Genomic DNA, 22658 nt, shown 5'->3' on the forward strand with positions numbered 1-22658 from the left:
GAGGACCCGGTCTTCCACGCCATCAACGCCGCCACCGACCGCGCACCGGTCATCCCACACAACTCATCACGCTCGATCTGCGCCGCGATCTCCACAATGCGGCCATCGATCGCATTACGCTGACCCGCCAGCTCCGCCAACTCGCCGAACAACACCTCCAACCGCTCACCCGGATGAGCAGCCAAAGACGTTGCCGCCGAACACATGACCCCATCATGACAGCAGGGTCCGACAAGTCAGCCGGACGGCTACGGAGTGATGATGTTGAAATCCGGGTCCGGTTTGTCCAGCACCGACACCAATGACGTGAGGACGTCCGCATCACCGGTGATCTCGAGGCCGGGCGAACTGCTGTCGCCCGTCGCCAGGGTGAGCAGCCGCAGCTTGTTCGCCAGGCGCACCGTCGCCTGGGCCGTCGACTCGTCCGCGGCGAGCTTGCGGTAGACCAGAACTCCGTTGCGCAGGGTCAGACGGTAGTTGACGGCGGCATCAAGGAACGTGACGTCGATCGCGAGGTCGAGATCCCAGGCGCGGGGGCCGTTCACACTGATCGCCAGGACGTCGAACATCTGCTCCGGCGAGAGCTGGCCGACCATGGCCGACGAATTCGCCTGCACCGGTGTGCCGAAGTTGCCGTCCCGCAACTCTGTGGCACCGGCGAGGAAGAAGTTGCGCCACGTCGCCGTCTCGGACCCGTACGCCAGCTGCTCGAGCGTGTCGGCGTACAGCTCCCGCGCCGCGGAGTGGTTCTCGTCGGTGAAAACGGCATGGTCGAGAAGTGTTGCTGCCCAGCGGAAGTCACCACTGTCGAAGGCTTCGCGCGCCGACTCGACGACCCGGTCCAGCCCGCCCATCGCTTTCACATAGCGCGGCCCGATGGCCTCGGGCGGGTGCGCCCACAACCGGGCCGGGTTGCCGTCGAACCAGCCCATGTAGCGCTGATAGACCGCCTTGACGTTGTGGCTCACCGATCCGTAGTAGCCCCGGGCGTGCCAGGCGTTCTCCAGCGCGGGCGGCATGGCGAAATCCTCGGCGATCTCGATACCGGTGTACCCCTGGTTGAGCTGCCGCAGTGTCTGGTCGTGCAGGTAGGCGTACAGATCCCGTTGCAGCGACAGGAATTCGACGATCCGGTCTTTACCCCACGTGGGCCAGTGGTGCGAGGCGAACACCACGTCGGCCCGGTCGGCGAACGTGTCGATGGCCTCGGTGAGGTAACCGGCCCACCCGTGCGGGTCACGCACCAAGGCGCCGCGCAGCGTCAGCAGATTGTGCAGATTGTGCGTGGCGTTCTCGGCCATGCACAGCGCCCGGTAGCGCGGGAAGTAGAAGTGCATCTCGGCGGGAGCCTCGGTGCCCGGCGCCATCTGGAATTCGATCTCCACACCGTCGAGAGTGTGCGTCTCCCCCGTCTCCCGGATGTCGACGGTCGGCACGATGATCGCCACCTCGCCCGTCGACGGGGTCTGTCCCAGACCACAACCCACCTGCCCCTGCGGCCCCCGCGCCAGCACCGTCCCGTACATGTAGCCCGCGCGGCGGGTCATCGCGGTGCCCGCGTAGACGTTCTCCTGAACGGCGTGGGCGGTGAACCCCTCCGGCGCCAGCACCGCTACCCGGCCCGCGTCGACGTCGGCCTGCGATGTCACCCCCAGCACCCCGCCGAAGTGGTCCACGTGGCTGTGGGTGTAGATGACCGCGACGACCGGCCGGTCGCCGCGGTGCTGCCGGTACAGCGCGAGCGCCGCGGCCGCCACCTCCGTCGACACCAGGGGGTCGATCACGATGATGCCGGTGTCACCCTCGACGAAGGTGATGTTCGACAGGTCGAAGCCGCGCACCTGATAGATGCCGTCGACCACCTCGTACAGGCCCTGCTTGGCCGCGAGCGTCGACTGCCGCCACAGGCTCGGATGCACCGTGGTCGGGGCGTCTCCGGTGAGGAATGCGTAGACGTCGTTGTCCCAGACGACGCGGCCGTCGGCGGCCTTGATGACACACGGCTGCTGGGCTGCGATGAACCCTCGGTCGGCGTCGGCGAAATCCCGGGTGTCAGTGAAAGGAAGACCCTCAGACTGGTCGCGGTGGGCGGCCTCGATCGTCGGGGTGGGGGGCTTGCTGTCCATATTGGTGAGACTGCCACGGAACGGCCCTCGGCGGTGCTTGACTGACGCAATGGATGTACGCCGAGTGGTCACCGGACACGATGCGTCCGGAAAGTCAGTATTCGCCAGCGATGAGTTGGTCAGCCCACGCGCGCCGGTGATGCTCCCCGGTTCGGAATTCACGCTGCTCTGGGGTGGCGATGAGACCCCGCAATTCCCCGACGACGGCTCGATGCCGCAGTGGCACACCTACTTTCCGCCAGTCGGCGGATTCCGGTTCTCGATGTTCACGCTGCCGCCGGGGACGGCCACCGCCAGGACCGACCAGCTGAGCGCTGAGGAGGCCCTGGCCGACGCGGAGCAGAAGTTGCCCGGCCTGCTCGCCTACATGGAACGCGGCGACGACGCCGGCATGCACACCACTGACACCATCGACTTCGAGGTGGTGCTCGAAGGGACCGTCGAGCTCGAACTCGACGACGGCGCGAAGGTCACGCTCAACCCCGGAGACACCGTCGTGCAGAACGGCACCCGGCACCGATGGCACAACCCGGGCGACGTCCCGGCGCGCCTTGCGCTGTTCGTCTGCGGCGCCCACCACGCCCGGGTCAGCCACGCATCGCAGCCGCAAGGCGACTGATCTCGGCATCCCCGTGGCCGGCGGCGACCACGCGGTCGGCATACCGTCGCAGCACCTTCAGCACGCCGGCATCGACACCGCTGCTCTCCGAGGTGGCGATGAGGTGCCGCAGCGACGCGGCGGCCGACGACACCGATGCGCTGGCCTCGCCGTGGCGGTCGGCGTGGATCCGTTCGGCGAGCTCGGTGAAGACCGGGGGCAGGATGGCGGCGATCCCGAGGGCGTGAGGCAGCAGGTCACCGGGTGTGATGTCCTGTGCGCGAGCGGTTTCCAGAGCGTGCAGGAACCCGCCGGTCGCGGTCCAGAACACATCGAGCAGGGCCATGTCGTACGCCGCCGCGCGCCCGTGGTCCTCGCTCAGCCAGGTCGCTGTTCCGAGGGCGTCGAGGACGGCCCGATGCTCGTCGAAGAGCTCCCGCGGTCCGGCGTAGAGCACGCGGGCGTCGGGCGTCCCCATCGTGTCGGTGGGGGTCATGATCGCGCCGTCGAGATAGCGTCCGCCGGCGGCGGCGACGAGTGCGGCAGTACCGCGTGCCCGGTCGGGGGTGTCCGAGCTCAGGCCGATCAGAACGCGTCCCGTGAGGTCGCCCGCGGCGGTGACCACGGCGTCCACGGCGTCGTGGTCGACCACGTTGACGAGCGTGACGTCCCCGGCGGCGACAGCCTGGGCCGGGGTCGCCGCCCACCGGGCTCCTCGCGAAAGCAGTTGCACCGCCTTGGATTCGGTTCGGTTCCACACCGTGACGCGGTAGCCGCCGTCGATCAGCGCCCCGGCGAGTGCCTGCCCCATCGGCCCCAGCCCGACGACGGTGACGTCGGCGCTCACGCGGCCTCCCCGGGCGTCGAGACGGGGTTTTTGATGCTCTCGAAGATGCGGGCGAAGCCGTGGGAGCCGAAGCCGGCATCCACCTGCCGGCGGATGAGGCGTTGCACGGCGTCCACCACCTCGGTGCTGATCCCCTGCGCGCGTGCGGCATCGGCGATGTCGCCGAGATCGCTGAACGTCAGGCTCTGCTGGCCGGGCGCCGCGTAGTCGCCGCCGTCGATCACTGCCGCGTACTCGGCGACCGACGGCGTGAGCGCCTGCAACCACGGCACTGCGCGTCGGGCGAACTCCGTCGCGCTCACCCCCGAAGGGGCCACCATGGCCGCGCCCTGGAAGAACCCTGCGAACATGGTGTACATGGCGGCCAGCAGCGCCAGGTCGTAGAGCGCCGCCATGCCGGGGTCCGGGCCGAAAAACTCAGGTGTTCCCCACTGTTCGAGAAGGGTGCGGTGCGCGTCGTACACGTCGCGCGCACCGCTGTAGAACACCGTCGACGCGGCCGTGCCGATCATCTCCGGCGTCGCCATGATGCCGCCGTCGAGGTAGGCGACGCCTGCGGCCTCTGACCACCGGGCCAGCTCGCGCGCAGTGTCGGGTGTCGTCGTGGTCAGGTTGATCAGGTGACGGCCGGCGAGGAGGTCGGCCACCGGGTCCAGAACGTCGTGGACCGACGCATGGTCGAGCAGGCACACGACGACCAGATCGGCGCCGGCGACCGCATCAGAAACGCTGGGTGCCACGGTGATTCCGTTGTCGCGCAACGCCTGTGTGCGCCGGGGGCTGCGGTTCCACACGGTGGTCGGGTGACCGGCCGTGTGCGCGGTGGCGGCGAGAGCGGAACCCATCTCGCCGGTGCCTAGGAATGTCGTCGAGGTCATGGCACCATCGTGGGCACGCGCATACTTTCCGACAAGTACCCACTATTAAGTGCGGTACTTACCTTCAGGGAACTATTGGCCGCCATCAGCAGGAGGACGTCATGGCGATGCTGGGCAAGTACACGTGCGGGCTCGATGCGGCGATGGCGGTCGTCGCAGGCAAGTGGGTCCCGTTGATCCTGTGGGAACTCAGCGACGGGCCGGTGCGGTTCAACACACTGCACCGCAACCTCTCGGGTATCTCGCAGAAGATGCTGACCCAGCATCTGAAAGACTTGCAGTGTTACGGAGTCGTGCACCGCGAGAGCTATCACGAAGTGCCGCCACGGGTCGAGTATTCGATGACCCCCGCCGGTCGGGAGTTGTTGGAAGCGTTGGAGCCGATGGGCAATTGGGCCGAGAAGCACATCGCGCAGATCTGTGCGGCCGACGCGGGTTAGCCGTTCTGCTCGGCGAGCCACTGCTGCGCCCGCCGTTTCGAGGCGCGCGACAGCCAGGCGTCCTGGATCAGCTCGCGCACCTCGGACAGGCTGACCTCCCCGAGACGGCAGGCGCGCACCAGCACCGACAGGTGGCCGTTGAAGTGGTCGGTGGTGAAGAACGGCGAATCCGGATCCTGGGTCAGTGCGAGCTTGTCGTCTTCGGACTCGACCCAGAGGACGATGACGTCGGGGTACTTCTCGCCGGTGTCGGGGTCAACGGCGTCAGGGCGAGGCGTCCGGAAGAACACGAAGGACTTGCCGCCCACCTGATAGATCGGATTGCCCGCCTTCGGCCCCTCGACGCGGGTGACGTGAGGCATCGACGCTGCGATCGCGTGGACGTCCTCGACGGTTGCCGGACGGTCACGCACGGCACTCTCTGCTCTTCGCGTGAGCGCTCATCGCCGCTCCAGCCGGTGCAGTTCGACGTCCTGCACCTGCCCCGCCTCGACCGTCGCGGTCATGTACGTGCAGTGTGGTTGGCGCCGACGGTCCGTGGGTGAGCCGGGATTGAGCAGCCGCAGGCCGGTGCCGGCCGTCGTGTCCCACGGGATGTGGCTGTGCCCGAACACCAGCACGTCGGTGTCCGGATATTCCTTGGCCATCCGCGCCTCGCGGCCGCCGGACGCACCCGTCTCGTGGACGACGGTGAATCTCACGTCCTCCAGAACGACGTCGGCACGCTCGGGCAACCGGCTGCGCAACTCGGGTCCGTCATTGTTACCCCAGCACGCGACGAGCCGCTTCGACCGCGCTTCGAGCTGGTCCAGCAGATCGGCCTCGACCCAGTCCCCGGCATGGATCACCACGTCGGCGTCGTCGACGGCGGCCCAGACCTCGGCGGGGAGGTCCTTGGCGCGTTTGGGGAGGTGCGTGTCGGAGATCAACAGGAGGCGCACGGTTCCAACCTAGCGGCGTGGCCGGGGGGCACCGTTAATCGGTATCTGCCGAGTCGTTCCCCTCAGCCGAGGCACCCACGTCTGTTGTCGCCGCCGGCGACCCGCTATCCGTCTGCTGTTCTTCCGACGTGGCCACGGCCTCGTCGACGTCGCTTTCCACGTTCGCCGATGACGCGTCTGCGGCTTCACCGGCGCCGTCTTCTCCGTCTTCAGCCGGTTCGTCCGACAACGCGACGTGGTTCTGCCCTTCGTCGTTGCCGACTGTCAGCTCGTCTTCGTCCAAGGTCGAGGACTCCTCCGGATGCTCAGCCACTGACGCGAGCGCGGTAACTGCATCGGCGCCGTCGTCGGGGACCGACTCGACGGTGGTGACCTCGCCGTCCACGGGCTCAGGGACCGCTGATTCGCGGACGGGGATCGCGGCGGCGATGCCTTGGTCGAGCGTCGTCAAGAGGGACAGGATGCCCGGGCCCATATTGACCTCGTTCGTCGTCGAAAACAGCCCGGGGAGGTACCCGAAGTACGGCACCTCCACATAGCCGCCGTTGAGCACGCCGTCCACGATCCGCCCCGGCACATTGATCACGGCATTGACGACCCCGACGAGATCAAAGGTGACCGCGGCTTCGACGATGTCCCACAGCGCCTTTCCCGTAGCAGCCAGACCGTTCACCAGAGGCCCGACCGCGAAGCTCGCGAAAGCCGCGAGAACGAACGGTGATTCGAGGAAGAAATCGGACAAGTACGAGGCGGCCGCCCGCACGGTGGTGAACGGCTGGACGAGCACATCAATCGCAGCGGCCGCCGCTGCGGACAGATCACCGTCGGCCAGTGCGGAGGCCGCATCCAGGAACGCCGACACCTGATTGCTCAGCGTCACACGCAAGATCGGGAAGGGATCCGCGAAGTACTGCTCCGCGACGTCATTCGCGCCGCCGACCGCGTCGCGCAGCACCCGGGGGTAGAACTCCAAAGGGCTCGGAACTGCGGCGAGCCGAACGGATTGCTGGGACGCCCTGTGCTCGATGGTGGTTGCAGGCGCCACAGGTGGGACGGACAAGGTCCCCACCGCCATCAGCGCCGCCGCCGAAGTGAGTAACGAGCCGACCCGTGCAGTCATCATGTCCCCCTAGCCGGACACCCGCCCCCCGCGGGTTTGCTGCGCATCAGCTTAGAGGCGTCCGGCCGGAAACGTGGCGGGTTGTCATCGCTGTGTTGACCCGCGTTCCGCATGGCACCGGATTGGCATGACGGGAGACGGGCCGGCGCGTCGAGGACGCGGGCGGGAGCCGGAAAAAAGCAGAGTGCGCCCGAAGGGATTCGAACCCCTAACCTTCTGATCCGTAGTCAGATGCTCTATCCGTTGAGCTACGGGCGCGTGGTCGTGCATGTTCAGTTGTCAGCCGGCGAGCCGGCGGGTCGAGCACGCCGGCGAGCCGGCCATCAAGCGCGGAGGCGAGAGGATTTGAACCTCCGGTCCGCTTTAAGGCGGACAACTCATTAGCAGTGAGTCCCATTCGGCCGCTCTGGCACGCCTCCCGACGTTTACCGCCGCTGCGACAGAGTACACAGGGCCCACCGCGGGAAGCAAAGCAGATGCGGGCGGGCCATAAACTGTCTCAGGTGTCCGCCCGTCTTCGCCCTGAGCTCGCCGATCTTCCTGCCTACACACCGGGCCGGACGGTCCCCGGCGCCATCAAGATCGCCAGCAACGAAACCGTCCACGGACCGCTGCCCAGCGTCCGGGCGGCGATCGAGAAGGCGGTCGACGGCATCAACCGGTACCCCGACAACGGCTACGTCGAGCTCAAGGAGCGGCTCGCCAAGCACGTGAACGTCGCCCCGGAGAACATCTCGGTCGGCTGTGGTTCCGTGAGCCTCTGCCAGCAGCTGATCCAGATCACCTCGACCGTGGGCGACGAGGTCCTCTACGGGTGGCGCAGCTTCGAGATCTACCCGCTGCAGGTCCGCACCGGAGGCGCGACACCGGTGCAGGTGCCGCTGAGCGACCACACCTTCGACCTCGACGCGATGCTCGCGGCGATCACCGATCGCACCCGGCTGATCTTCGTGTGCAACCCGAACAACCCCACCGGCACCGTCGTCGACCCCCAAGCACTCACCCGATTCGTCGAGGCGGTGCCGCCGCACATCCTCGTCGTGCTCGACGAGGCCTACATCGAGTACGTCCGCGGCGACCTCGTGCCCGACAGCCTCGGCCTGGTCCGCGCCCACAGCAACGTCGTTGTGCTGCGCACCTTTTCGAAGGCCTACGGGCTTGCCGGTCTGCGCATCGGCTATGCCGTGGCCGACCCCGACATCATCACCGCGCTGTCGAAGGTCTACGTCCCGTTCACCGCGACGAGCGTGTCGCAGGCCGCGGCGATCGCGTGCCTGGACGCTGCCGACGAACTGCTCGAACGCACCGACGCCGTGGTCGGCGAACGGGCCCGCGTGTTCCAGGCGTTGCGTGACGCGGGCTACGACCTGCCGTCCTCGCAAGCCAACTTCGTGTGGCTGCCGCTGGTCGGCCGCGCGCAGCAGTTCGCCGCCGATGCCGCCAACGACCGGATCATCGTCCGGCCCTACGGTGAGGACGGCGTCCGCGTGACCGTCGCCGCGCCCCACGAGAACGACCTCTTCCTCGATTTCGCCCGCCGTTGGATAGGAAACTGATGACCTCGTCGACACCCACCTCGTCTGGCCCGCCCGCCACGACGACCGCCCGCGAGACCTTCGCCAGGCTCATCGAGCGCACCGACGAGATCGCCGACGCCGAGCTCGACGAGTTCTGGGCGACGCTGCAGCCGGCCACCGTCGACTTCATGATCGGGGAGTGGAAAGGCGGTGAGTTCCAGACCGGGCACAAGGCCAACGGCTTCATGAAGCGGCTGAACTGGTTCGGCAAGACGTTCCACTCCGCGTCCGACGCGAAGCCGCTGGTCTGCATCGACGCCGAGGGCAACAAGTTCTCCAACACCGAGGCGATGGGCGGGGAGGCCAGCCTGTGGATGGAGGAGTTCCGCGGCGAGTCCGTCGCCTCGATGGTCTACGACGGCAAGCCGGTGCACGACCACTTCAAGGTGGTCGACGACAACGCCGTCCTCGGCATCATGAACGGCAAAGGTGCGCTCGACACCTCCTCCGGCACCCCCCGTCACCTCTACTTCTATCTCGAACGGGTCTAGCCGCATATCGTGGCCGGGATGAAGACCCACGTGCGGATGATCGCTGCGACGTTCGGCCTGGCGGCCGTGCTCGGGACAGCGGCGTGCACGCAGACCACCGAGGGTGTGGTCGCGCAGACCACCGAACCGGGTCCGCCGCTCACCTCCGAGCGCACTCCGACCACTTCGCCGGGCATTCCCGGCCTGCCGGACATCGAGATTCCGAACCTCCCCCTGCCGACCCGCAACACCGACGTGCCCGAGGTCCCGGCGCCGCCGAACGCGCTGTCGATGAGCTGCGAGGAATACAACTCACTCGACGAGGCGACCCGGGTCGCCGTCGTCCGCGAGATCCTGTCCCAGGAGGGCAACCCGCTCGGGCCCGACGGCGAGTTCGTCGGACAGATCCTCGCCGACGCCGCCTGCCAGTTCCTGCCCAGCGCCACGGTCAGCGAGGTGCTCATGGGCCAGCCGGGCGGCTGAACTAGCCTCATCGGACATGAGCACCTACGAAGCCCTCACCGTGGACATCGCCGATCACATCGCGCAGGTGACGCTGATGGGACCCGGCAAGGGCAACGCGATGGGTCCGGCGTTCTGGGCCGAGCTGCCGGTGGTGTTCGGAGAACTTGACGCCGACCCCGACGTGCGTGCCATCGTCCTGACCGGCTCGGGCAAGAACTTCAGCTATGGCCTGGACCTGATGGCCATGGGCCACACGCTCTCGGCGGTGATGACCGAGGGATCCACCGCCAAGCCGCGCGCGGACTTCCACGCTCACCTCAAGACCATGCAGCAGGCCATCACCTCGGTCGCCGACTGCCGGACCCCGACGATCGCCTCGGTGCACGGGTGGTGCATCGGCGGCGGCGTCGACCTGATCTCGGCGGTGGACATCCGCTACGCCAGCGCGGACGCGAAGTTCTCGGTGCGGGAGGTCAAGCTGGCGATCGTCGCCGACGTCGGCTCGCTCGCGCGGCTGCCGATGATCCTGTCCGACGGCCACCTGCGCGAATTGGCACTGACGGGTAAGGATTTCGACGCCGCACGAGCCGAGAAGATCGGCCTCGTCAACGACGTCTATCCCGACGCCGACGCCTCGCTCGCCGCAGCGCGGGCCACCGCCACGGAGATCGCGGCCAACCCGCCCCTGGTGGTCAACGGGATCAAGGATGTGCTCGACGAGCAGCGCACCGCGCAGGTCGCGGCCAGCCTGCGTTATGTCGCCGCATGGAACTCCGCCTTTCTGCCCTCGCGCGACCTGGCCGAGGGCATCAAGGCGATGTTCGAGAAGCGACCGCCGAACTTCACCGGCGAGTGATCCGGGCTGCCGTCTCGGGCAGGGCGATCGCGCACAGCAGGCTGACGGCGGCAAGTCCGCCCATCATCGCGGCGATGGCCCATCCGCCGTACGCCGCCATCAGGATCGGCGACACCACCGGCGGTATCGCTCCGCCGACGATGGCTCCGGCGGTGTGCGACAACGCCGCAGCCGTGTAGCGGTACTCGGGGGCGAACACCTCGGGCAGGAAGGCCGCCATCGGGCCCGTGCACAGACCGATGAACGCGTAGGTCACCACGATGGCCACCCCGAAGATCAGATGGTCCTGGGTCTCGACGAGCGGGAACACCACGAACGACCACGGTGCGGCAAACGCGAAGCTGGCCAGGATGACACGGCGCCGGCCGTGGGTGTCGCTGAGAATCGCGGTGAGCGCGGCACATCCGACAGCGCAGAGCCCACCGATCACGTTGACCAGCAGCACCATGTTCGTCGAATAGTCCATGTGCTCGGCCGCGAAGTGGGTGATGAACGTGCCGGCCTGGAAGACCAGCATCGGCGCACAAAGTGCCACGCCGGCGGCCAGCAGCACCGTCTTGCCCTGCCTGCGCATCATTGTGACGATGGGCGCGCCCGAATGCGTTGCGTGCGTGGCCTTCTGGGCGGCGGCCGGGCCCTCCTGCACCTTCAGCCGGATCACCAGGGCGGCCACGATCAGCACGGCGCTCAGCAGGAACGGGATGCGCCACGCCCACTGCAGGAACGCCGGGCTGTCCTCCCCCACCGCCAGGTGCACGAGCAGGAACACGAGGTTCGACAACACCATCGCGGTGCCCAGCCCCATCTGGGTGAACATGCCGTAGTAGCCCCGCCTGTCCTGCGGCGCACTCTCGGCGCTCATCAGCACCGAGCCGGCCCATTCACCGCCGACCGCGAAGCCCTGCACCAGGCGCAGCGCGATCAGCAGCAGCGGGGCGGCGATGCCGATACTGGCGGTGCTGGGGATCACGCCGACTCCGACCGTCGCGATGCCCATCAGCATCAGCGTCGCCACCAGGGTCTGCTTGCGGCTGATGCGGTCGCCGAAGTGGCCGAAGACCGCCGCCCCCACCGGCCGGGCGACGAACGCCGCGGCGAACGTGCCCAGTGATGCGGTCGTGGCCATGACGTGGCTCAGCTCCGGGAAGAACACGGCCGGAAACACCAGCGCCGCGGCGGTCCCGTAGATGAAGAAGTCATAGAACTCGATCGCCGAGCCGACGTAGCCGGCCATCGAGATCCGGCGCAGCTCACCGGTGTTCGGGCGGACGCTGAGGTCGCGGGTCATGGTGTGCGTTGCCATGCCTCAATGGTCGCCGGGTCAGCCCGCCCCGCACAGCGGGCGAATGGCGGATTTCGGTGTCCACCGATCGGGGGACACGCGGTCACTTCAGCCACAGCGAGAACTGCGGGCAGTGGCAGAACGCGCACTCGGGACTGTGACCGCTGCGGGGACAACCACATTCGCAGACGCTGTCTCCGCTGTACAGCAACGACGTCAACCACGTCGGCAGGCGCATCTGGTCTCCCTCCCGATCCAAAGCCCGGGAGGCAGGTCGTACCCGACACCAGCGTTGACAAACCCACCGCTGCGTCCCCCCCGGGTGCGTCGAATTCCGCGTAGTCAGGCGTTCACAGCTACGCGGTGTCCGTGGCGGTGGCGGAGGGATTTGAACCCCCGGACGGTGTTAGCCGTCTCTCGCTTTCAAGGCGAGTGCATTAGGCCGCTCTGCCACGCCACCGCGGGACAGTCTAGACGCGGCCGATCTTGGCCGGCGGGCCGCCGGTCTTCAGTCCTGCGCTGATGCGGCGGCAGTTCTCCCCCATCGCAGTGACCTGCGGCCGGCTCAGCCGGTCGAGGAAGTGCGTCCGGACGGCGGCGCCGTAGGTTTCCATCGCCACCGCCAGCGCCGTTCTCCCCTCCGGCGTGATGGTGGCGAGCACACCGCGACCGTCCTCCGGACTGGCGCCACGGCCGACGAGGCCCTGCACCTCCAGACGATGGATCTGACGCGTCACCCGGCTGGGCAACGACATCAGCGATTCCGCGACGTCGCCCATCCGGGCAGACCCGGCCGGCGACTTGGCCAGCAGGTCGAGCAACCGCACGTCGTTCAACGTGAGCCCGTGCTCGTCCGACAGCGACCGGTTCATCGTCGCGTACAACCGCAGTGCAGCGTCCAGAAAGTTCTGCCACGCTCTTTGCTCAGCAATGTCAAGGCCCGGCGTATCACTGGCCGTCCTTCCCCCAATTATCCCCTCCATACGGCACATAGTAGGTCGGAGAGGTGATGGCCGGTGGGGAAATCTGGACGTGTTTCCGCAGCGTAGTAGCGTTGCGTGAATGCGTGCGATCGTGGCGGACCCGTCCGGCGAGCTGACCTGGCAGTCTGTGCCAGATCCCGTACCCGCCCCCGGTGAGGTCGTCATCAAGGTCACCGCCGCGGGGGTGAACCGCGCCGATCTCCTGCAGGCCGCGGGCAACTATCCGCCGCCTCCCGGCGCCAGCGACATCATGGGCCTCGAGGTGTCGGGCACCGTCGCCGCGCTCGGCGACGGCGTGACGCAGTGGACGGAGGGCCAGGAGGTCTGCGCACTGCTGGCCGGTGGCGGCTACGCCGAACTCGTCGCCGTGCCGGCCGGACAGGTGATGCCGCTGCCCGACGGCGTCCCGCTGCCGCACGCCGCGGCCCTGCCCGAGGTCGCATGCACGGTCTGGTCGAACGTGATCATGACGGCGCGACTGTCCGCACCCGAGCTGCTCCTCGTCCACGGGGGCGCCAGCGGCATCGGCACCCACGCGATTCAGGTTGCGCGAGCGCTCAATTGCCGCGTCGCGGTCACCGCAGGCTCGCGCAACAAGCTCGACCTGTGCGCGGAGCTGGGCGCCGAGATCACGATCGACTACCACAACGACGACTTCGTCCAGGTGGTCCGCGAGGCCGGTGGCGCCGACGTGATCCTCGACATCATGGGCGCGGCCTATCTCGACCGCAACGTCGAGGCGCTTGCTGCTGACGGCCGGCTGGTGATCATCGGGATGCAGGGCGGCGCGAAGGGCGACCTGAACATCGGCAAGCTGCTCGGCAAACGCGGCAGCGTCATCGCGACGGCGCTGCGAGCGCGCCCGGTGAGCGGGCGTGCGGGCAAGAGCGAGATCGTGTCCCGCGTCGTGGGCGAGCTGTGGCCGATGGTGGCCGACGGCCTCGTACGTCCGGTCGTCGGCGCCGAATACCCGATCGACCAGGCTCAGGCCGCCCACGAACTGCTGGAGTCCGGCGACGTCGCCGGCAAGGTGCTGCTGCGTCTGGACGTCTAGCCCAGCGAGGCGAGCGCCCGTACGAGCTGGTCGACCTCGGCGGCGGTGCTGTAATGCGCCAGCCCGATGGTCACCGCCCCGCCCACGTCGTTGACACCGATGAGGTCGAGCACCCGGGAATTGGCGTCGGCGATCGCCAGGATCCCGTTGTCGGCGAGGCGTTGCACGACGTGCTCGGCGGGGACATTGGCGATCGCGAAGCTCAGCACCGGGATCCGGACCTCGGGGCTGCCGATCACCGTCACCGTGGGCAGCGACCGCAGCGACGTCAGCAGGTAGTCGAACACGGCGCCCATGTAGACCGATGCGGACTGCATCGACATCGCGAGCCGTTCGCGGCGCGTGCCCTGCGCCGAATCATCAAGCGCGGCAAGATATTCGATGCTGGCGACGACGCCGGCCAGCATGCCGAACTGAGGTGACCCGAGCTCGAGGCGCTCGGCGCCGACGGCGTGCGGGTCCAGCGACACCGAACCGAACGCCTCGATGACCGTCGGGTCGCGGAACACCAGCGCGCCGATCGGCGGGCCGCCCCACGCGAGCGCATTGACGGCGACGACGTCGGCGTCGGTCTCCTGCAGGTCGAACAACCGGTACGGCGCCGCGGCCGAGTGATCCACGATCACGAGGCCGCCGACCTCGTGCACCAGCTTGGTCGCCTCGCGCAGCTCGGTCACCGTGCCGAGGGTCGACGAGGCCGAGGTGACCGCCACCAGCCGGGTCGGTCGGTTGACCAGACCCTCCCACTGCCAGGTGGGCAGCTCGCCCGTCTCGATGTCGACCTCGGCCCATTTCACCTTGGCGCCGAAACGGTTGGCGGCACGCAGCCAGGGGGCGATGTTCGCTTCGTCGTCGAGTCGGGTGACGACCAGCTCATAGCCGAGGCCGACGCGCCCCGACGCGGCGTCGGCCAGAGAGGTCAGCAGCACCGCCCGATCGGCGCCCAGGACGACACCCGAGGGGTCGGCGTTAACGAGGTCAGCGACGGCCTGACGGGCCGCGGCCAGGACGGCGGCGCTGCGCCGAGCGGCCGGGTGGGCACTGGAGGTTGTGGGCATCGACCCGCGGAACGCCGTCGACACGGCACGGCCCACGGAATCGGGCAGCAGCATGCCGTTCTGGGCGTCCATATGCACCCAGCCATCGCCCAGCGACGGGTGCAGACCACGCACCCGGGCGACGTCGTATGCCATGCCAGCCCACCTTAGTGCGTCTTGGAACTTCGCCGTACCACCCGTTTTGCGGTGATTCGACGGCCGCCCGACCTCGCTGTCCACCGCCCGCGCCCGTGGGAGCGCGAGTCATCTGGGCAGTCATACTAGTCCAGCCGCCGCCCTGCGCGGACCGCCAGTATGGGCCCCGTTGCCGGGCAAACAGACGACCGAACACGGCCATGGCGAACGGATTCGCTGGCCACCGTCAGCCCTCTTTCCCGGGGCCGCGGCGGCGACCCGCGTGGCCACGCCGTTCGCCCGTCGACGTCTCCACACACCGAGGATGCCGCGCGCCGGGCGGCGCTCGCCTACGGGGCGGATCCAGCAGGTTCGCAGCTTTGCGGGCCGGTGCGGCACCGCGCGTCGGCGGCCCGTCGCTGGACAAATCCGGATCGTGGGAGAAGATCTACGAAACGGCGAACCGGGGTCTGCTCACCCCGCAGAGCCCGGACGCAATGGGCGAGAAAAGCTGGGGCACTCTTAGAGACATGGCTACGAATTCCGACGACGACAACATCGAGATCATCGGCGACGGCGAGATGGACATCGAGCGCGCCGCCGACGGCAAATCGTTGACCGAGCTCGTCGAACAGCCCGCCAAGGTCATGCGGATCGGCACGATGATCAAGCAGCTCCTCGAAGAGGTACGCGCCGCACCCCTGGACGAGGCCAGCCGCGGGCGCCTGCGCGACATCCACCGGACCAGCATCCGGGAACTCGAAGACGGTCTGGCGCCCGAACTGCGCGACGAACTCGAACGGCTGACGCTGCCCTTCACCGAGGACAACGTGCCGTCGGACGCCGAACTGCGCATCGCCCAGGCGCAGCTCGTCGGCTGGCTGGAGGGCCTCTTCCACGGCATCCAGACCGCCCTGTTCGCCCAGCAGATGGCTGCCCGTCAGCAGCTGGAGCAGATGCGTCAGGGCGCTCTGCCCCCCGGTATGGGCGTCCCGGGTCAACGCGGTCCGGGACACCCCGGCACCGGTCAGTATCTGTGAGAGCCGCGTGACAAGCACCGAACCGCACATCGAGACCCATAACGCGTGGGTCGAGTTCCCCATCTTCGACGCCAAGACGCGCTCGTTGAAGAAGGCGTTCCTGGGCAAGGCCGGCGGCGCCATCGGACGCAACGAATCCAACGTGGTGGTCATCGAGGCGCTGCGCGACATCACCATGTCGCTGAAGATGGGCGACCGGGTCGGCCTGGTCGGGCACAACGGCGCCGGCAAGTCGACGCTGCTGCGGTTGCTCTCAGGCATCTACGAGCCGACCCGCGGGGTCGCCGCCGTCCACGGCCGGGTCGCCCCCGTCTTCGACCTCGGCGTGGGCATGGATCCGGAGATCTCGGGGTTCGAGAACATCATCATCCGCGGGCTCTTCCTGGGGCAGACGCGCAAGCAGATGCTGGCCAAGGTCGACGAGATCGCCGAGTTCACCGAGCTGGGTGACTACCTGTCGATGCCGTTGCGCACCTACTCGACGGGCATGCGGGTCCGGCTGGCGATGGGCGTGGTCACCAGCATCGACCCCGAGATCCTGCTGCTGGACGAAGGCATCGGCGCTGTCGACGCCGAGTTCCTCAAGAAGGCACAGACCCGACTCGCCGACCTGGTGTCGCGCTCGGGAATCCTGGTGTTCGCCAGCCATTCCAACGAATTCCTGGCCCGGCTGTGCAACACGGCGATGTGGATCGACCACGGCACGATCAAGATGGAGGGCGGGATCGAGGACGTCGTGCGCGCCTACGAGGGCGAGGACGCCGCCCGGCATGTCCGCGAGGTGCTCGAGGAGAACGCGCGGGAGAACCGGTCTGCATGACCGAGACCATCTACGCGGTCGTCGTCACCCATCGGCGTCCCGGCGAGCTCGCGAAGTCCCTCGACGCCCTGTCGTCGCAGAGCCGTGCGCTGGACCACCTGATCGTCGTCGACAACGACGACGACCCCGCCGTCGAAGAGCTGGTGGCGGGTCAGCCCGTCCCCACGACCTACCTCGGATCTCGCCGGAACCTCGGTGGCGCAGGCGGTTTCGCACTCGGCATGCTGCACGCGCTGAGCATGGGCGCCGACTGGGTGTGGCTGGCCGACGACGACGGGCGACCGCAGAACGCCCATGTGCTGGCCGTGCTGCTCGACTGCGCCGAACGCAACGGACTGGCCGAGGTATCGCCGATGGTGTGCAACCTCGACGCACCCGACTGGCTGGCGTTCCCGCTGCGCCGCGGGCTGAAATGGCGCCGCCTGGTCAGTGAGCTGCAGGTGGACGGCACCGAGGATCTGCTGCCCGGTATCGCGTCACTGTTCAACGGCGCGCTGTTCCGTGCCTCCACGATCGAGGCCGTCGGTGTCCCCGACCTGCGTCTGTTCATCCGCGGCGACGAGGTCGAGCTGCACCGTCGGCTCGTGCGCTCGGGGCTGCCGTTCGGCACGTCGCTGCAGACGCGCTATCTGCACCCCTGCGGCACAGACGAATTCAAGCCCATCCTGGGCGGTCGTATGCACACGCAGTACCCCGACAACGCGTCGAAGCGGTTCTTCACCTACCGCAATCGAGGCTACGTGCTGTCACAGCCGGGTCTGCGGAAGCTGCTGCCCCAGGAATGGGTGCGCTTCGGTTGGTACTTTCTGGTGTCCCAGCGCGACCCCGAGGGCTTCAAGGAGTGGATTCGGCTGCAGCGCATGGGCCGGCGGGAGAGATTCGGCCGGGGCGAGCGAAGCGACGGGAATTTGGGCCGGGGCGAGCGAAGCGACGGGAACTTGGGCCGGGGCGAGCGAAGCGACGGGAAATAGATACAGATGACGATCATGGATGCCGCCTCGCGGTCCAAGACGTTCGCACGCGCGTGGGGTGATCTGGTCGAGGGGTTCGGCAAGCGCGAGCTGTGGCTGCACCTGGGCTGGCAGGACATCAAACAGCGCTATCGACGTTCGGTGCTGGGCCCGTTCTGGATCACCATCGCCACCGGCACGACCGCCGTGGCGATGGGCGGACTGTACTCGATGCTGTTCAAACTGGAACTCTCCGAACACCTTCCGTACGTCACCCTGGGGCTGATCGTGTGGAATCTGATCAACGCGTCCATCCTGGAGGGCGCCGACGTGTTCGTAGCCAACGAGGGTTTGATCAAGCAGCTGCCGACGCCGCTGTCGGTGCACGTCTACCGGCTCGTGTGGCGGCAGATGATCCTGTTCGCGCACAACGTCATCATCTTCGTGATCATCGCGATCATCTTCCCGAAGCCGTGGACGTGGACGGACCTCGCCGTCATCCCCGCGCTGGCGTTGATCGCGCTGAACTGTGTCTGGGTCGCTTTGTGTTTCGGCATCCTGGCCACCCGCTACCGCGACATCAGCCCGCTGTTGAACAGCCTCGTGCAGCTGCTGTTCTTCATGACGCCGATCATCTGGAACGAGGCGACGCTGCAGGCGCAGGGAGCCGGGGGCTGGGCGAAGATCGTCGAGCTCAACCCGCTGCTGCACTACCTCGACATCGTCCGCGCCCCACTGCTGGGTGCCGATCAGGAGCTGCGGCACTGGATCGTGGTGCTGGTGCTCACCGTCGTGGGATGGACGTTCGCGGCCCTGGCCATGCGGCAGTACCGCGCCCGCGTGCCGTACTGGGTGTGACGGGTCAGCTGACGAGCGCGCCACCGTCGGGCTCCGGGCCGAACACGAACCGGCGGCCGGTCACAGTCTGCGGCACGATCCGGACGAACCGCTCCTTGTGGGTCGCTATCCACGGGTAGAGACCCGCACGGCGCGCCTCGGCGAGCTCGGGGGACGTCGAGAGCAGACGGGCCTTGCCCCGCACGATCACGCTCCACCCTTCGACGACGTTGTGGTCGTCGGCCTCGAAGACGACGTATTCGTTGAGGGCTGCGGTCAGCAGCTTGGTGCCCTCGGCGGTGCGGAACAGGACCGTGTTGTTCTGCACCACGAAGTTCACCGGGAAGATCTCGGTCCAGCCGTTCACCGTGGTCACGAGCCGGCCCAGCGAGACGGCAGCGAGCTGCTGCCAGCTCTGAGCTTCGGTGAGCTCGGTGACGGGGGCGTCGGAGTCGTTCAGCGCTGCGGTTGTCGCATCCATGATTTCCATGCTCATGCGGGTTTCCGTGGCCATCTAGGGTCCAAAGACACTTCCCGCCTGCGTTAATGGACATATGAGCATCCCGCCATACCAGCCCGCACAATCCCCCTCCGGCAGGGGCAACACCCTGCTGTGCCCGAAGTGCTCGGGGGTCATGACCACCTACGAACGCAACGGCATCCATTTGGAGCAGTGCGACAGCTGCCGGGGCATCTTCCTCGACTTCGGCGAACTGGAGGCGTTGACGCAGATGGAGAACCGGTTCGTCCAGAGCCCGCCTCCTCCGATGCCGGCCCAGCACGGCTACGGGTACGGACCGGGCTGGGGGCAGCGCGGCAACAAGCACTACCGCAAGCAGGGATTCGGGCGGCTCTTCTTCTCGAGCTAGCGCATTCGGCCGCACGCGTCGACGAGCGCCTGCTGAGTCGGGTCGGCGTCACCGTGGACCAGACCCGACGCCGCGGCGTGAACGACGGCCGCACGGGCGTAGGGCTCGAGGACGGCCCACGGGTCGCCCCCGGGCAGTGCCGGGCCGCCGGCGCGGCGGTAGGCGTCGACGAAGGTGCGCCAGTCGTCGTCAGGGACGAGTCCGGCAGCCCAGAACCCCGCCACCCGGGCCAGGTCCCACGCCGGGTCACCGACCCCGACGTCGTCGATGTCGATCAGCTGCCAGCGCAGCGTCCCCGGGAGCCGGCCCAGCTGTCCGAGATGCCAGTCGCCGTGCACGAGAGCGACCGGACGTGTCGGCGACGCGGCGCGCCGGACGGCGTCGGGCAGGCTCGCTGCGGCATCACGGACCGGACCCGTTCTGTCTCGCAGGCGTTCCCAGGCACGGCTCAGCCGTTGCGGCCATCCGTGGTCGGGTGCCCGTGGCGGCACGGGTTCTCGGTGGAGCGCCGCCAACGTCGTCGCCGCATCGACCCAGGGCAGCGACTCCGGCACAGCGGCAACGACTTCCACTCGCGGCCACCGCGTCCGCCAACGTGACCCCTCCGCCTCCGGGATGACGGAGAGGGGCGACAGGAGCGTCTCCGACGCGGCGGCGATGCGGAGACGTTCCTGCAGGAGCCGAGGATCCGTTCCGGGCCGGTGCAGCTTCTCGACGACATCGCCGACGAGGACGACCACGGCCCCGGAGCGGGTACGCAGCGGCGCGGCGGGGGCCGGCGTCAGCGGCGGGTCGGCGGCCGGCGTCAGCGGCGCGGCGGGGGCGTCTGCACGGCCGCGTTTATGCGGTTCCACGCATTGATGGTGACAGCCATCGCGATCACCTGGCCCAGTTCACGATCCGAGAACGCTGCGGCGGCGCGGTCGTACACCTCGTCGGACACGCCGCCGTGGCCGAGTTCGGTGATGGCTTCGGTCAGCGCGAGCGCGGCGCGTTCCCGCTCGGAGAACAGGTCGCCCGCTTCCGCCCACGCCGCCAGTACGTCGAGCTTCTGTTCTGCGACACCCTGTTTGCGGGCGTCGCGGGTGTGCATGTCGAGGCAAAAGGCGCAGTGGTTGATCTGGGAGGCGCGGATCTTGATCAGTTCTGCCAGTTCGGGTTCCACGTCCTTGGCCGCCGAGGTGGACAGCGTCATCATCGCGTCGTAGAGCTCGGGCGAGGACTTGTAGATCTTCAAGCGGGACCGGGTGGCGAGTGTCTGTGTCATATCGTCGACGGTAGTGCGCATTGTCCCGCCGCAATGGTTCAATTCCATCGTGACTTCGTGGGCCAATTCGGGGACTCGGGACCTCCACCTCGATCTGCGCGACGCGTTGCGACCTGGGACCCGCGGGGCCAAGGACGCACTCATGGCCGCGCTGCGCGAGGCGGCACGCTCGGGCCGGTTGGCACCGGGCACCCTGCTGCCGCCGTCACGCACCCTGGCGGCCGACCTAGGGCTGGCCCGCAACACGGTGGCCGACGCCTACGCCGAACTCGTCGCCGAAGGCTGGCTCGCCTCTCGCCAGGGCGCGGGCACCTGGGTCGTCGACACCGCACACGCACTGCCGGCTGCTTCCCCGGTGCCGCCGCGGCCGTACGGGGCCCGCGTGGCGCCGGTCCACAACCTGATGCCCGGCTCGCCGGATGTCGCCGAGTTTCCCCGGAGCCAGTGGGCGGCGTCGGTGCGACGGGCCGTGATGAACGCGCCGACGGAGGCCTTCCGGATGGGCGATCCGCGTGGTCGACCCGAATTACGTTCGGCGCTGGCCGATTATCTGGCGCGAGCCCGCGGCGTTCGCACGTCACCTGATTCGATCGTCATCTGTGCGGGTGTTCGGCACGCGGTCGAGTTGCTGGTGCGCACCCTCGGCGGCCCGGTGGCAGTCGAAGCGTACGGGCTGTTCCTTTTTCGGGATGCCATCGAGGCGTGCGGGGTTGAGACGGTGCCGATCGGCGTAAACGAACAGGGGGCCGTTGTCGAGGAGCTCGACGCCACCGAGGTGACGTCGGTCCTGCTCACACCGGCACACCACAATCCCCTGGGCATGTCACTGGACTCTTCGCGACGGCTGGCAGTGGTCGAGTGGGCCTCTCGGACTGGCGGATTCGTACTCGACGACGACTACGACGGGGAGTTCCGCTACGACCGGCAACCGGTCGGAGCGTTGCAGGCGCTGCGGCCCGACCGCGTCGCCTATCTCGGATCGACGAGCAAGAGCCTGTCCCAAGCACTCCGTCTCGGATGGATGGCCCTTCCCGACGAGCTCGTCGAACCAGTGGTGGAAAGTGCAGGGGGACAACAGTTTCACGTCTCCGTCCTATCCCAGCTGACACTGGCGGATTTCATCGCCGGCGGCTATTACGATCGGCACATCCGGAGGATGCGGATGCGGTACCGCCGACGCCGGGATGCACTGGCGTCGGCACTGGCACCGCTGCAGGTGGGCATCGGCGGACTCGCAGCGGGGGTGAACATGCTGGTGACGCTGCCCGACGGGGCGGAACCTGAAGTGTTGCGGCGAGCCGGCGAAGCGGGCATCGCCCTGACCGGGCTCTCGATCATGCGACATCCCGCCGCCGGCTCGTCGGTTGCGCAGCGCGACGGACTGCTGGTCGGATTCGCAGCGCCTGCCGAACATGCCTTCCCGGCGGCTGTTTCCGCGCTTTGTGACGTTCTGCGCGGGAGCGGACTGTAACTTCGGGGTGTGACCGCACAGCGCCGTCCGATGAACATCTACGAGCGCGCACTGGAGAAATTCGGCCGCTCGAGGCCCGGGCTCTTCTTCGCCCAGAAGATCGCGCCCGTCCTTGATCCGCCACTGATGCGCCTCACCGGCGGGCGGCTCAGCAGCGTGTATCCCCTGCCACTCATGCTGCTCACCACCATCGGCGCGAAAAGCGGTCTGCGGCGGGAGCATCCGCTGGCCTATGCCACCGACGGGGATTCGCTGATCGTGATCGCGTCGAACTACGGTCGCCCCGGCCACCCTGCGTGGTATCGCAACCTGGTCGCCAATCCGCGCGTCGAGGTGCTCGCCGGGAAACACAGCGGCGTGTACACGGCTAGGGAGATCGCCGACGAGGCGGAACGGTCCGCGGCCTGGAAGAAGGCGCTCGATGTATATGCGGGATACGGCGATTACGAAGTGCGAGCGGGCAATCGGAAGATTCCTGTGATCCGGTTGGTCCGGTCCGCCTGACATGCAACAGGGCCACCTCTGCAGAGGTGGCCCTGTTGTTGAGGGAAGTTACTTCAGGTGGCGCCGCTCAGCGGACGTCGACGTAGTAGAC

Annotated in this window: 26 protein-coding genes, 3 tRNA genes and 1 pseudogene; 14 read left to right on the plus strand and 16 right to left on the minus strand. The window is 67.9% G+C overall.

The genetic code is table 11. From position 1 onward, the window contains the following. Together FHR72_RS26040 and FHR72_RS26045 are read right to left on the minus strand one after the other, a co-directional pair. Nucleotides 1–206: pseudogene (locus tag FHR72_RS26040) on the minus strand (DUF222 domain-containing protein); the annotation flags it as partial. Between the two features lie 42 nt (nucleotides 207–248). Further along, nucleotides 249–2126, minus strand: coding sequence for an alkyl/aryl-sulfatase (locus FHR72_RS26045; RefSeq protein ID WP_183474433.1), 1878 nt, complete (start codon nucleotides 2124–2126; stop codon nucleotides 249–251). Between the two features lie 49 nt (nucleotides 2127–2175). Here FHR72_RS26045 and FHR72_RS26050 point away from each other — a divergent pair, with 49 nt between their 5' ends. Further along, entirely contained in the window at nucleotides 2176–2745 is a 570-nt protein-coding gene (locus FHR72_RS26050) for a cupin domain-containing protein (protein WP_183474436.1), read from the plus strand. On the opposite strand, the gene FHR72_RS26055 is transcribed toward FHR72_RS26050, so the two are convergent. Further along, nucleotides 2714–3571, minus strand: coding sequence for an NAD(P)-dependent oxidoreductase (locus FHR72_RS26055; protein ID WP_183474439.1), 858 nt, complete (start codon nucleotides 3569–3571; stop codon nucleotides 2714–2716). The two genes, FHR72_RS26050 and FHR72_RS26055, sit on opposite strands and share 32 nt — an antisense overlap. Then, nucleotides 3568–4449: an NAD(P)-dependent oxidoreductase gene (locus tag FHR72_RS26060; protein ID WP_183474442.1), complete on the minus strand. Its 882-nt coding sequence runs from the start codon at nucleotides 4447–4449 to the stop codon at nucleotides 3568–3570. Before FHR72_RS26060 ends, FHR72_RS26055 begins: the two co-directional genes overlap by 4 nt. A gap of 101 nt (nucleotides 4450–4550) precedes the next feature. On the opposite strand from FHR72_RS26060, the gene FHR72_RS26065 reads away from it, so the two are divergent. Then, nucleotides 4551–4889 carry a winged helix-turn-helix transcriptional regulator gene (locus FHR72_RS26065; protein WP_183474445.1) on the plus strand — a complete coding sequence of 113 codons (339 nt, stop codon included), beginning with the start codon at nucleotides 4551–4553 and terminating at the stop codon, nucleotides 4887–4889. On the opposite strand, the gene FHR72_RS26070 is transcribed toward FHR72_RS26065, so the two are convergent. The 5 genes from FHR72_RS26070 to FHR72_RS26090 all read right to left on the minus strand — a co-directional run bounded on the left by FHR72_RS26070 (nucleotide 4886) and on the right by FHR72_RS26090 (nucleotide 7369). Then, nucleotides 4886–5302: an MmcQ/YjbR family DNA-binding protein gene (locus tag FHR72_RS26070; protein WP_183474448.1), complete on the minus strand. Its 417-nt coding sequence runs from the start codon at nucleotides 5300–5302 to the stop codon at nucleotides 4886–4888. The two genes, FHR72_RS26065 and FHR72_RS26070, sit on opposite strands and share 4 nt — an antisense overlap. A 27-nt stretch (nucleotides 5303–5329) precedes the next feature. Further along, nucleotides 5330–5830 carry a metallophosphoesterase family protein gene (locus tag FHR72_RS26075; RefSeq protein ID WP_183474451.1) on the minus strand — a complete coding sequence of 167 codons (501 nt, stop codon included), beginning with the start codon at nucleotides 5828–5830 and terminating at the stop codon, nucleotides 5330–5332. Between the two features lie 34 nt (nucleotides 5831–5864). After that, nucleotides 5865–6950, minus strand: a complete 1086-nt coding sequence (locus FHR72_RS26080) for a hypothetical protein (protein WP_183474454.1) — start codon at nucleotides 6948–6950, stop codon at nucleotides 5865–5867. Between the two features lie 185 nt (nucleotides 6951–7135). Beyond that, a tRNA-Arg gene (locus tag FHR72_RS26085) sits at nucleotides 7136–7208 on the minus strand. Between the two features lie 72 nt (nucleotides 7209–7280). Further along, nucleotides 7281–7369 (minus strand) — tRNA-Ser (locus FHR72_RS26090). An 84-nt stretch (nucleotides 7370–7453) separates the two neighbouring features. On the opposite strand from FHR72_RS26090, the gene hisC reads away from it, so the two are divergent. Genes hisC through FHR72_RS26110 form a run of 4 tightly spaced genes read left to right on the plus strand, consistent with a single transcriptional unit; the run spans nucleotide 7454 to nucleotide 10318 of the window. After that, the gene (hisC, locus tag FHR72_RS26095; protein WP_183474456.1) at nucleotides 7454–8506 is read left to right on the plus strand and encodes a histidinol-phosphate transaminase; all 1053 of its coding nucleotides are present in this window, start codon (nucleotides 7454–7456) and stop codon (nucleotides 8504–8506) included. Beyond that, nucleotides 8506–9018 (plus strand): DUF4334 domain-containing protein, encoded by a 513-nt coding sequence (locus FHR72_RS26100; protein WP_221194453.1) that lies wholly within the window; start codon nucleotides 8506–8508, stop codon nucleotides 9016–9018. Before hisC ends, FHR72_RS26100 begins: the two co-directional genes overlap by 1 nt. An 18-nt stretch (nucleotides 9019–9036) precedes the next feature. Further along, entirely contained in the window at nucleotides 9037–9480 is a 444-nt protein-coding gene (locus FHR72_RS26105) for a hypothetical protein (RefSeq protein ID WP_183474459.1), read from the plus strand. Between the two features lie 16 nt (nucleotides 9481–9496). Then, nucleotides 9497–10318, plus strand: coding sequence for a crotonase/enoyl-CoA hydratase family protein (locus FHR72_RS26110; protein ID WP_183474462.1), 822 nt, complete (start codon nucleotides 9497–9499; stop codon nucleotides 10316–10318). Here the strand turns inward: FHR72_RS26110 and FHR72_RS26115 are convergent. From FHR72_RS26115 to FHR72_RS26125, 3 genes are all read right to left on the minus strand, one after another. Continuing rightward, nucleotides 10305–11621: an MFS transporter gene (locus FHR72_RS26115; RefSeq protein ID WP_260156275.1), complete on the minus strand. Its 1317-nt coding sequence runs from the start codon at nucleotides 11619–11621 to the stop codon at nucleotides 10305–10307. The two genes, FHR72_RS26110 and FHR72_RS26115, sit on opposite strands and share 14 nt — an antisense overlap. A 349-nt stretch (nucleotides 11622–11970) precedes the next feature. After that, a tRNA-Ser gene (locus FHR72_RS26120) sits at nucleotides 11971–12060 on the minus strand. Between the two features lie 10 nt (nucleotides 12061–12070). Further along, nucleotides 12071–12583: a MarR family winged helix-turn-helix transcriptional regulator gene (locus FHR72_RS26125; protein ID WP_183474465.1), complete on the minus strand. Its 513-nt coding sequence runs from the start codon at nucleotides 12581–12583 to the stop codon at nucleotides 12071–12073. Between the two features lie 79 nt (nucleotides 12584–12662). Between FHR72_RS26125 and FHR72_RS26130 the strand changes: the two genes are divergently transcribed. Beyond that, nucleotides 12663–13637 (plus strand): NAD(P)H-quinone oxidoreductase, encoded by a 975-nt coding sequence (locus tag FHR72_RS26130; protein WP_183474468.1) that lies wholly within the window; start codon nucleotides 12663–12665, stop codon nucleotides 13635–13637. Here FHR72_RS26130 and FHR72_RS26135 read toward each other — a convergent pair. Continuing rightward, nucleotides 13634–14830, minus strand: a complete 1197-nt coding sequence (locus tag FHR72_RS26135; RefSeq protein ID WP_183474471.1) for a cysteine desulfurase-like protein — start codon at nucleotides 14828–14830, stop codon at nucleotides 13634–13636. The genes FHR72_RS26130 and FHR72_RS26135 overlap by 4 nt on opposite strands. Before the next feature lie 509 nt (nucleotides 14831–15339). Between FHR72_RS26135 and FHR72_RS26140 the strand changes: the two genes are divergently transcribed. From FHR72_RS26140 to wzm, 4 genes are read left to right on the plus strand one after another with little or no spacing between them, the layout of a single operon-like run. Beyond that, nucleotides 15340–15849, plus strand: a complete 510-nt coding sequence (locus FHR72_RS26140; RefSeq protein ID WP_183474474.1) for a bacterial proteasome activator family protein — start codon at nucleotides 15340–15342, stop codon at nucleotides 15847–15849. A gap of 7 nt (nucleotides 15850–15856) precedes the next feature. After that, nucleotides 15857–16669 (plus strand): galactan export ABC transporter ATP-binding subunit Wzt/RfbE, encoded by an 813-nt coding sequence (wzt, locus tag FHR72_RS26145; RefSeq protein WP_183474477.1) that lies wholly within the window; start codon nucleotides 15857–15859, stop codon nucleotides 16667–16669. Then, nucleotides 16666–17640: a galactofuranosyltransferase GlfT1 gene (glfT1, locus tag FHR72_RS26150; RefSeq protein WP_183474480.1), complete on the plus strand. Its 975-nt coding sequence runs from the start codon at nucleotides 16666–16668 to the stop codon at nucleotides 17638–17640. The genes wzt and glfT1 overlap by 4 nt, the downstream gene beginning before the upstream one ends. A 6-nt stretch (nucleotides 17641–17646) precedes the next feature. Continuing rightward, a complete protein-coding gene (gene wzm, locus FHR72_RS26155) occupies nucleotides 17647–18477 on the plus strand; it encodes a galactan export ABC transporter permease subunit Wzm/RfbD (protein WP_183474483.1) in 831 nt (276 codons plus the stop codon). A 4-nt stretch (nucleotides 18478–18481) separates the two neighbouring features. On the opposite strand, the gene FHR72_RS26160 is transcribed toward wzm, so the two are convergent. Next, complete coding sequence (locus FHR72_RS26160) at nucleotides 18482–18937, minus strand: pyridoxamine 5'-phosphate oxidase family protein (RefSeq protein WP_183474504.1); 456 nt, start codon at nucleotides 18935–18937, stop codon at nucleotides 18482–18484. Between the two features lie 73 nt (nucleotides 18938–19010). Between FHR72_RS26160 and FHR72_RS26165 the strand changes: the two genes are divergently transcribed. Then, nucleotides 19011–19325, plus strand: a complete 315-nt coding sequence (locus FHR72_RS26165; RefSeq protein WP_183474486.1) for a TFIIB-type zinc ribbon-containing protein — start codon at nucleotides 19011–19013, stop codon at nucleotides 19323–19325. Here the strand turns inward: FHR72_RS26165 and FHR72_RS26170 are convergent. Both FHR72_RS26170 and FHR72_RS26175 read right to left on the minus strand, forming a co-directional pair. Beyond that, the gene (locus FHR72_RS26170) at nucleotides 19322–20179 is read right to left on the minus strand and encodes a phosphotransferase family protein (protein ID WP_311736262.1); all 858 of its coding nucleotides are present in this window, start codon (nucleotides 20177–20179) and stop codon (nucleotides 19322–19324) included. The genes FHR72_RS26165 and FHR72_RS26170 overlap by 4 nt on opposite strands. Next, the gene (locus FHR72_RS26175) at nucleotides 20131–20592 is read right to left on the minus strand and encodes a carboxymuconolactone decarboxylase family protein (RefSeq protein WP_183474489.1); all 462 of its coding nucleotides are present in this window, start codon (nucleotides 20590–20592) and stop codon (nucleotides 20131–20133) included. Before FHR72_RS26175 ends, FHR72_RS26170 begins: the two co-directional genes overlap by 49 nt. 49 nt (nucleotides 20593–20641) lie before the next feature. On the opposite strand from FHR72_RS26175, the gene pdxR reads away from it, so the two are divergent. Further along, nucleotides 20642–22063, plus strand: a complete 1422-nt coding sequence (pdxR, locus tag FHR72_RS26180) for a MocR-like pyridoxine biosynthesis transcription factor PdxR (RefSeq protein ID WP_183474492.1) — start codon at nucleotides 20642–20644, stop codon at nucleotides 22061–22063. A gap of 9 nt (nucleotides 22064–22072) precedes the next feature. After that, entirely contained in the window at nucleotides 22073–22567 is a 495-nt protein-coding gene (locus FHR72_RS26185; protein ID WP_183474495.1) for a nitroreductase family deazaflavin-dependent oxidoreductase, read from the plus strand. The last annotated feature ends 91 nt before the right edge of the window (nucleotides 22568–22658 follow it).

Origin of the sequence: Mycolicibacterium iranicum (assembly GCF_014190915.1) — a bacterium.
Classification (GTDB): domain Bacteria; phylum Actinomycetota; class Actinomycetes; order Mycobacteriales; family Mycobacteriaceae; genus Mycobacterium; species Mycobacterium iranicum_B.

Excerpts from the sequence above, each read along its gene's own strand:
- FHR72_RS26175 (WP_183474489.1), bottom strand. The coding sequence starts at position 20,592 with ATGACACAGACACTCGCCACCCGGTCCCGCTTGAAGATCTACAAGTCC.
- FHR72_RS26135 (WP_183474471.1), bottom strand. The coding sequence starts at position 14,830 with ATGGCATACGACGTCGCCCGGGTGCGTGGTCTGCACCCGTCGCTGGGC.
- FHR72_RS26125 (WP_183474465.1), bottom strand. The coding sequence starts at position 12,583 with ATGGAGGGGATAATTGGGGGAAGGACGGCCAGTGATACGCCGGGCCTT.
- FHR72_RS26060 (WP_183474442.1), bottom strand. The coding sequence starts at position 4,449 with ATGACCTCGACGACATTCCTAGGCACCGGCGAGATGGGTTCCGCTCTC.
- glfT1 (WP_183474480.1), top strand. The coding sequence starts at position 16,666 with ATGACCGAGACCATCTACGCGGTCGTCGTCACCCATCGGCGTCCCGGC.
- FHR72_RS26115 (WP_260156275.1), bottom strand. The coding sequence starts at position 11,621 with ATGGCAACGCACACCATGACCCGCGACCTCAGCGTCCGCCCGAACACC.
- FHR72_RS26100 (WP_221194453.1), top strand. The coding sequence starts at position 8,506 with ATGACCTCGTCGACACCCACCTCGTCTGGCCCGCCCGCCACGACGACC.
- wzm (WP_183474483.1), top strand. The coding sequence starts at position 17,647 with ATGACGATCATGGATGCCGCCTCGCGGTCCAAGACGTTCGCACGCGCG.
- FHR72_RS26110 (WP_183474462.1), top strand. The coding sequence starts at position 9,497 with ATGAGCACCTACGAAGCCCTCACCGTGGACATCGCCGATCACATCGCG.
- FHR72_RS26160 (WP_183474504.1), bottom strand. The coding sequence starts at position 18,937 with ATGGATGCGACAACCGCAGCGCTGAACGACTCCGACGCCCCCGTCACC.
- FHR72_RS26065 (WP_183474445.1), top strand. The coding sequence starts at position 4,551 with ATGGCGATGCTGGGCAAGTACACGTGCGGGCTCGATGCGGCGATGGCG.
- FHR72_RS26080 (WP_183474454.1), bottom strand. The coding sequence starts at position 6,950 with ATGACTGCACGGGTCGGCTCGTTACTCACTTCGGCGGCGGCGCTGATG.
- FHR72_RS26050 (WP_183474436.1), top strand. The coding sequence starts at position 2,176 with ATGGATGTACGCCGAGTGGTCACCGGACACGATGCGTCCGGAAAGTCA.
- FHR72_RS26165 (WP_183474486.1), top strand. The coding sequence starts at position 19,011 with ATGAGCATCCCGCCATACCAGCCCGCACAATCCCCCTCCGGCAGGGGC.
- FHR72_RS26045 (WP_183474433.1), bottom strand. The coding sequence starts at position 2,126 with ATGGACAGCAAGCCCCCCACCCCGACGATCGAGGCCGCCCACCGCGAC.
- FHR72_RS26105 (WP_183474459.1), top strand. The coding sequence starts at position 9,037 with ATGAAGACCCACGTGCGGATGATCGCTGCGACGTTCGGCCTGGCGGCC.
- FHR72_RS26130 (WP_183474468.1), top strand. The coding sequence starts at position 12,663 with ATGCGTGCGATCGTGGCGGACCCGTCCGGCGAGCTGACCTGGCAGTCT.
- FHR72_RS26140 (WP_183474474.1), top strand. The coding sequence starts at position 15,340 with ATGGCTACGAATTCCGACGACGACAACATCGAGATCATCGGCGACGGC.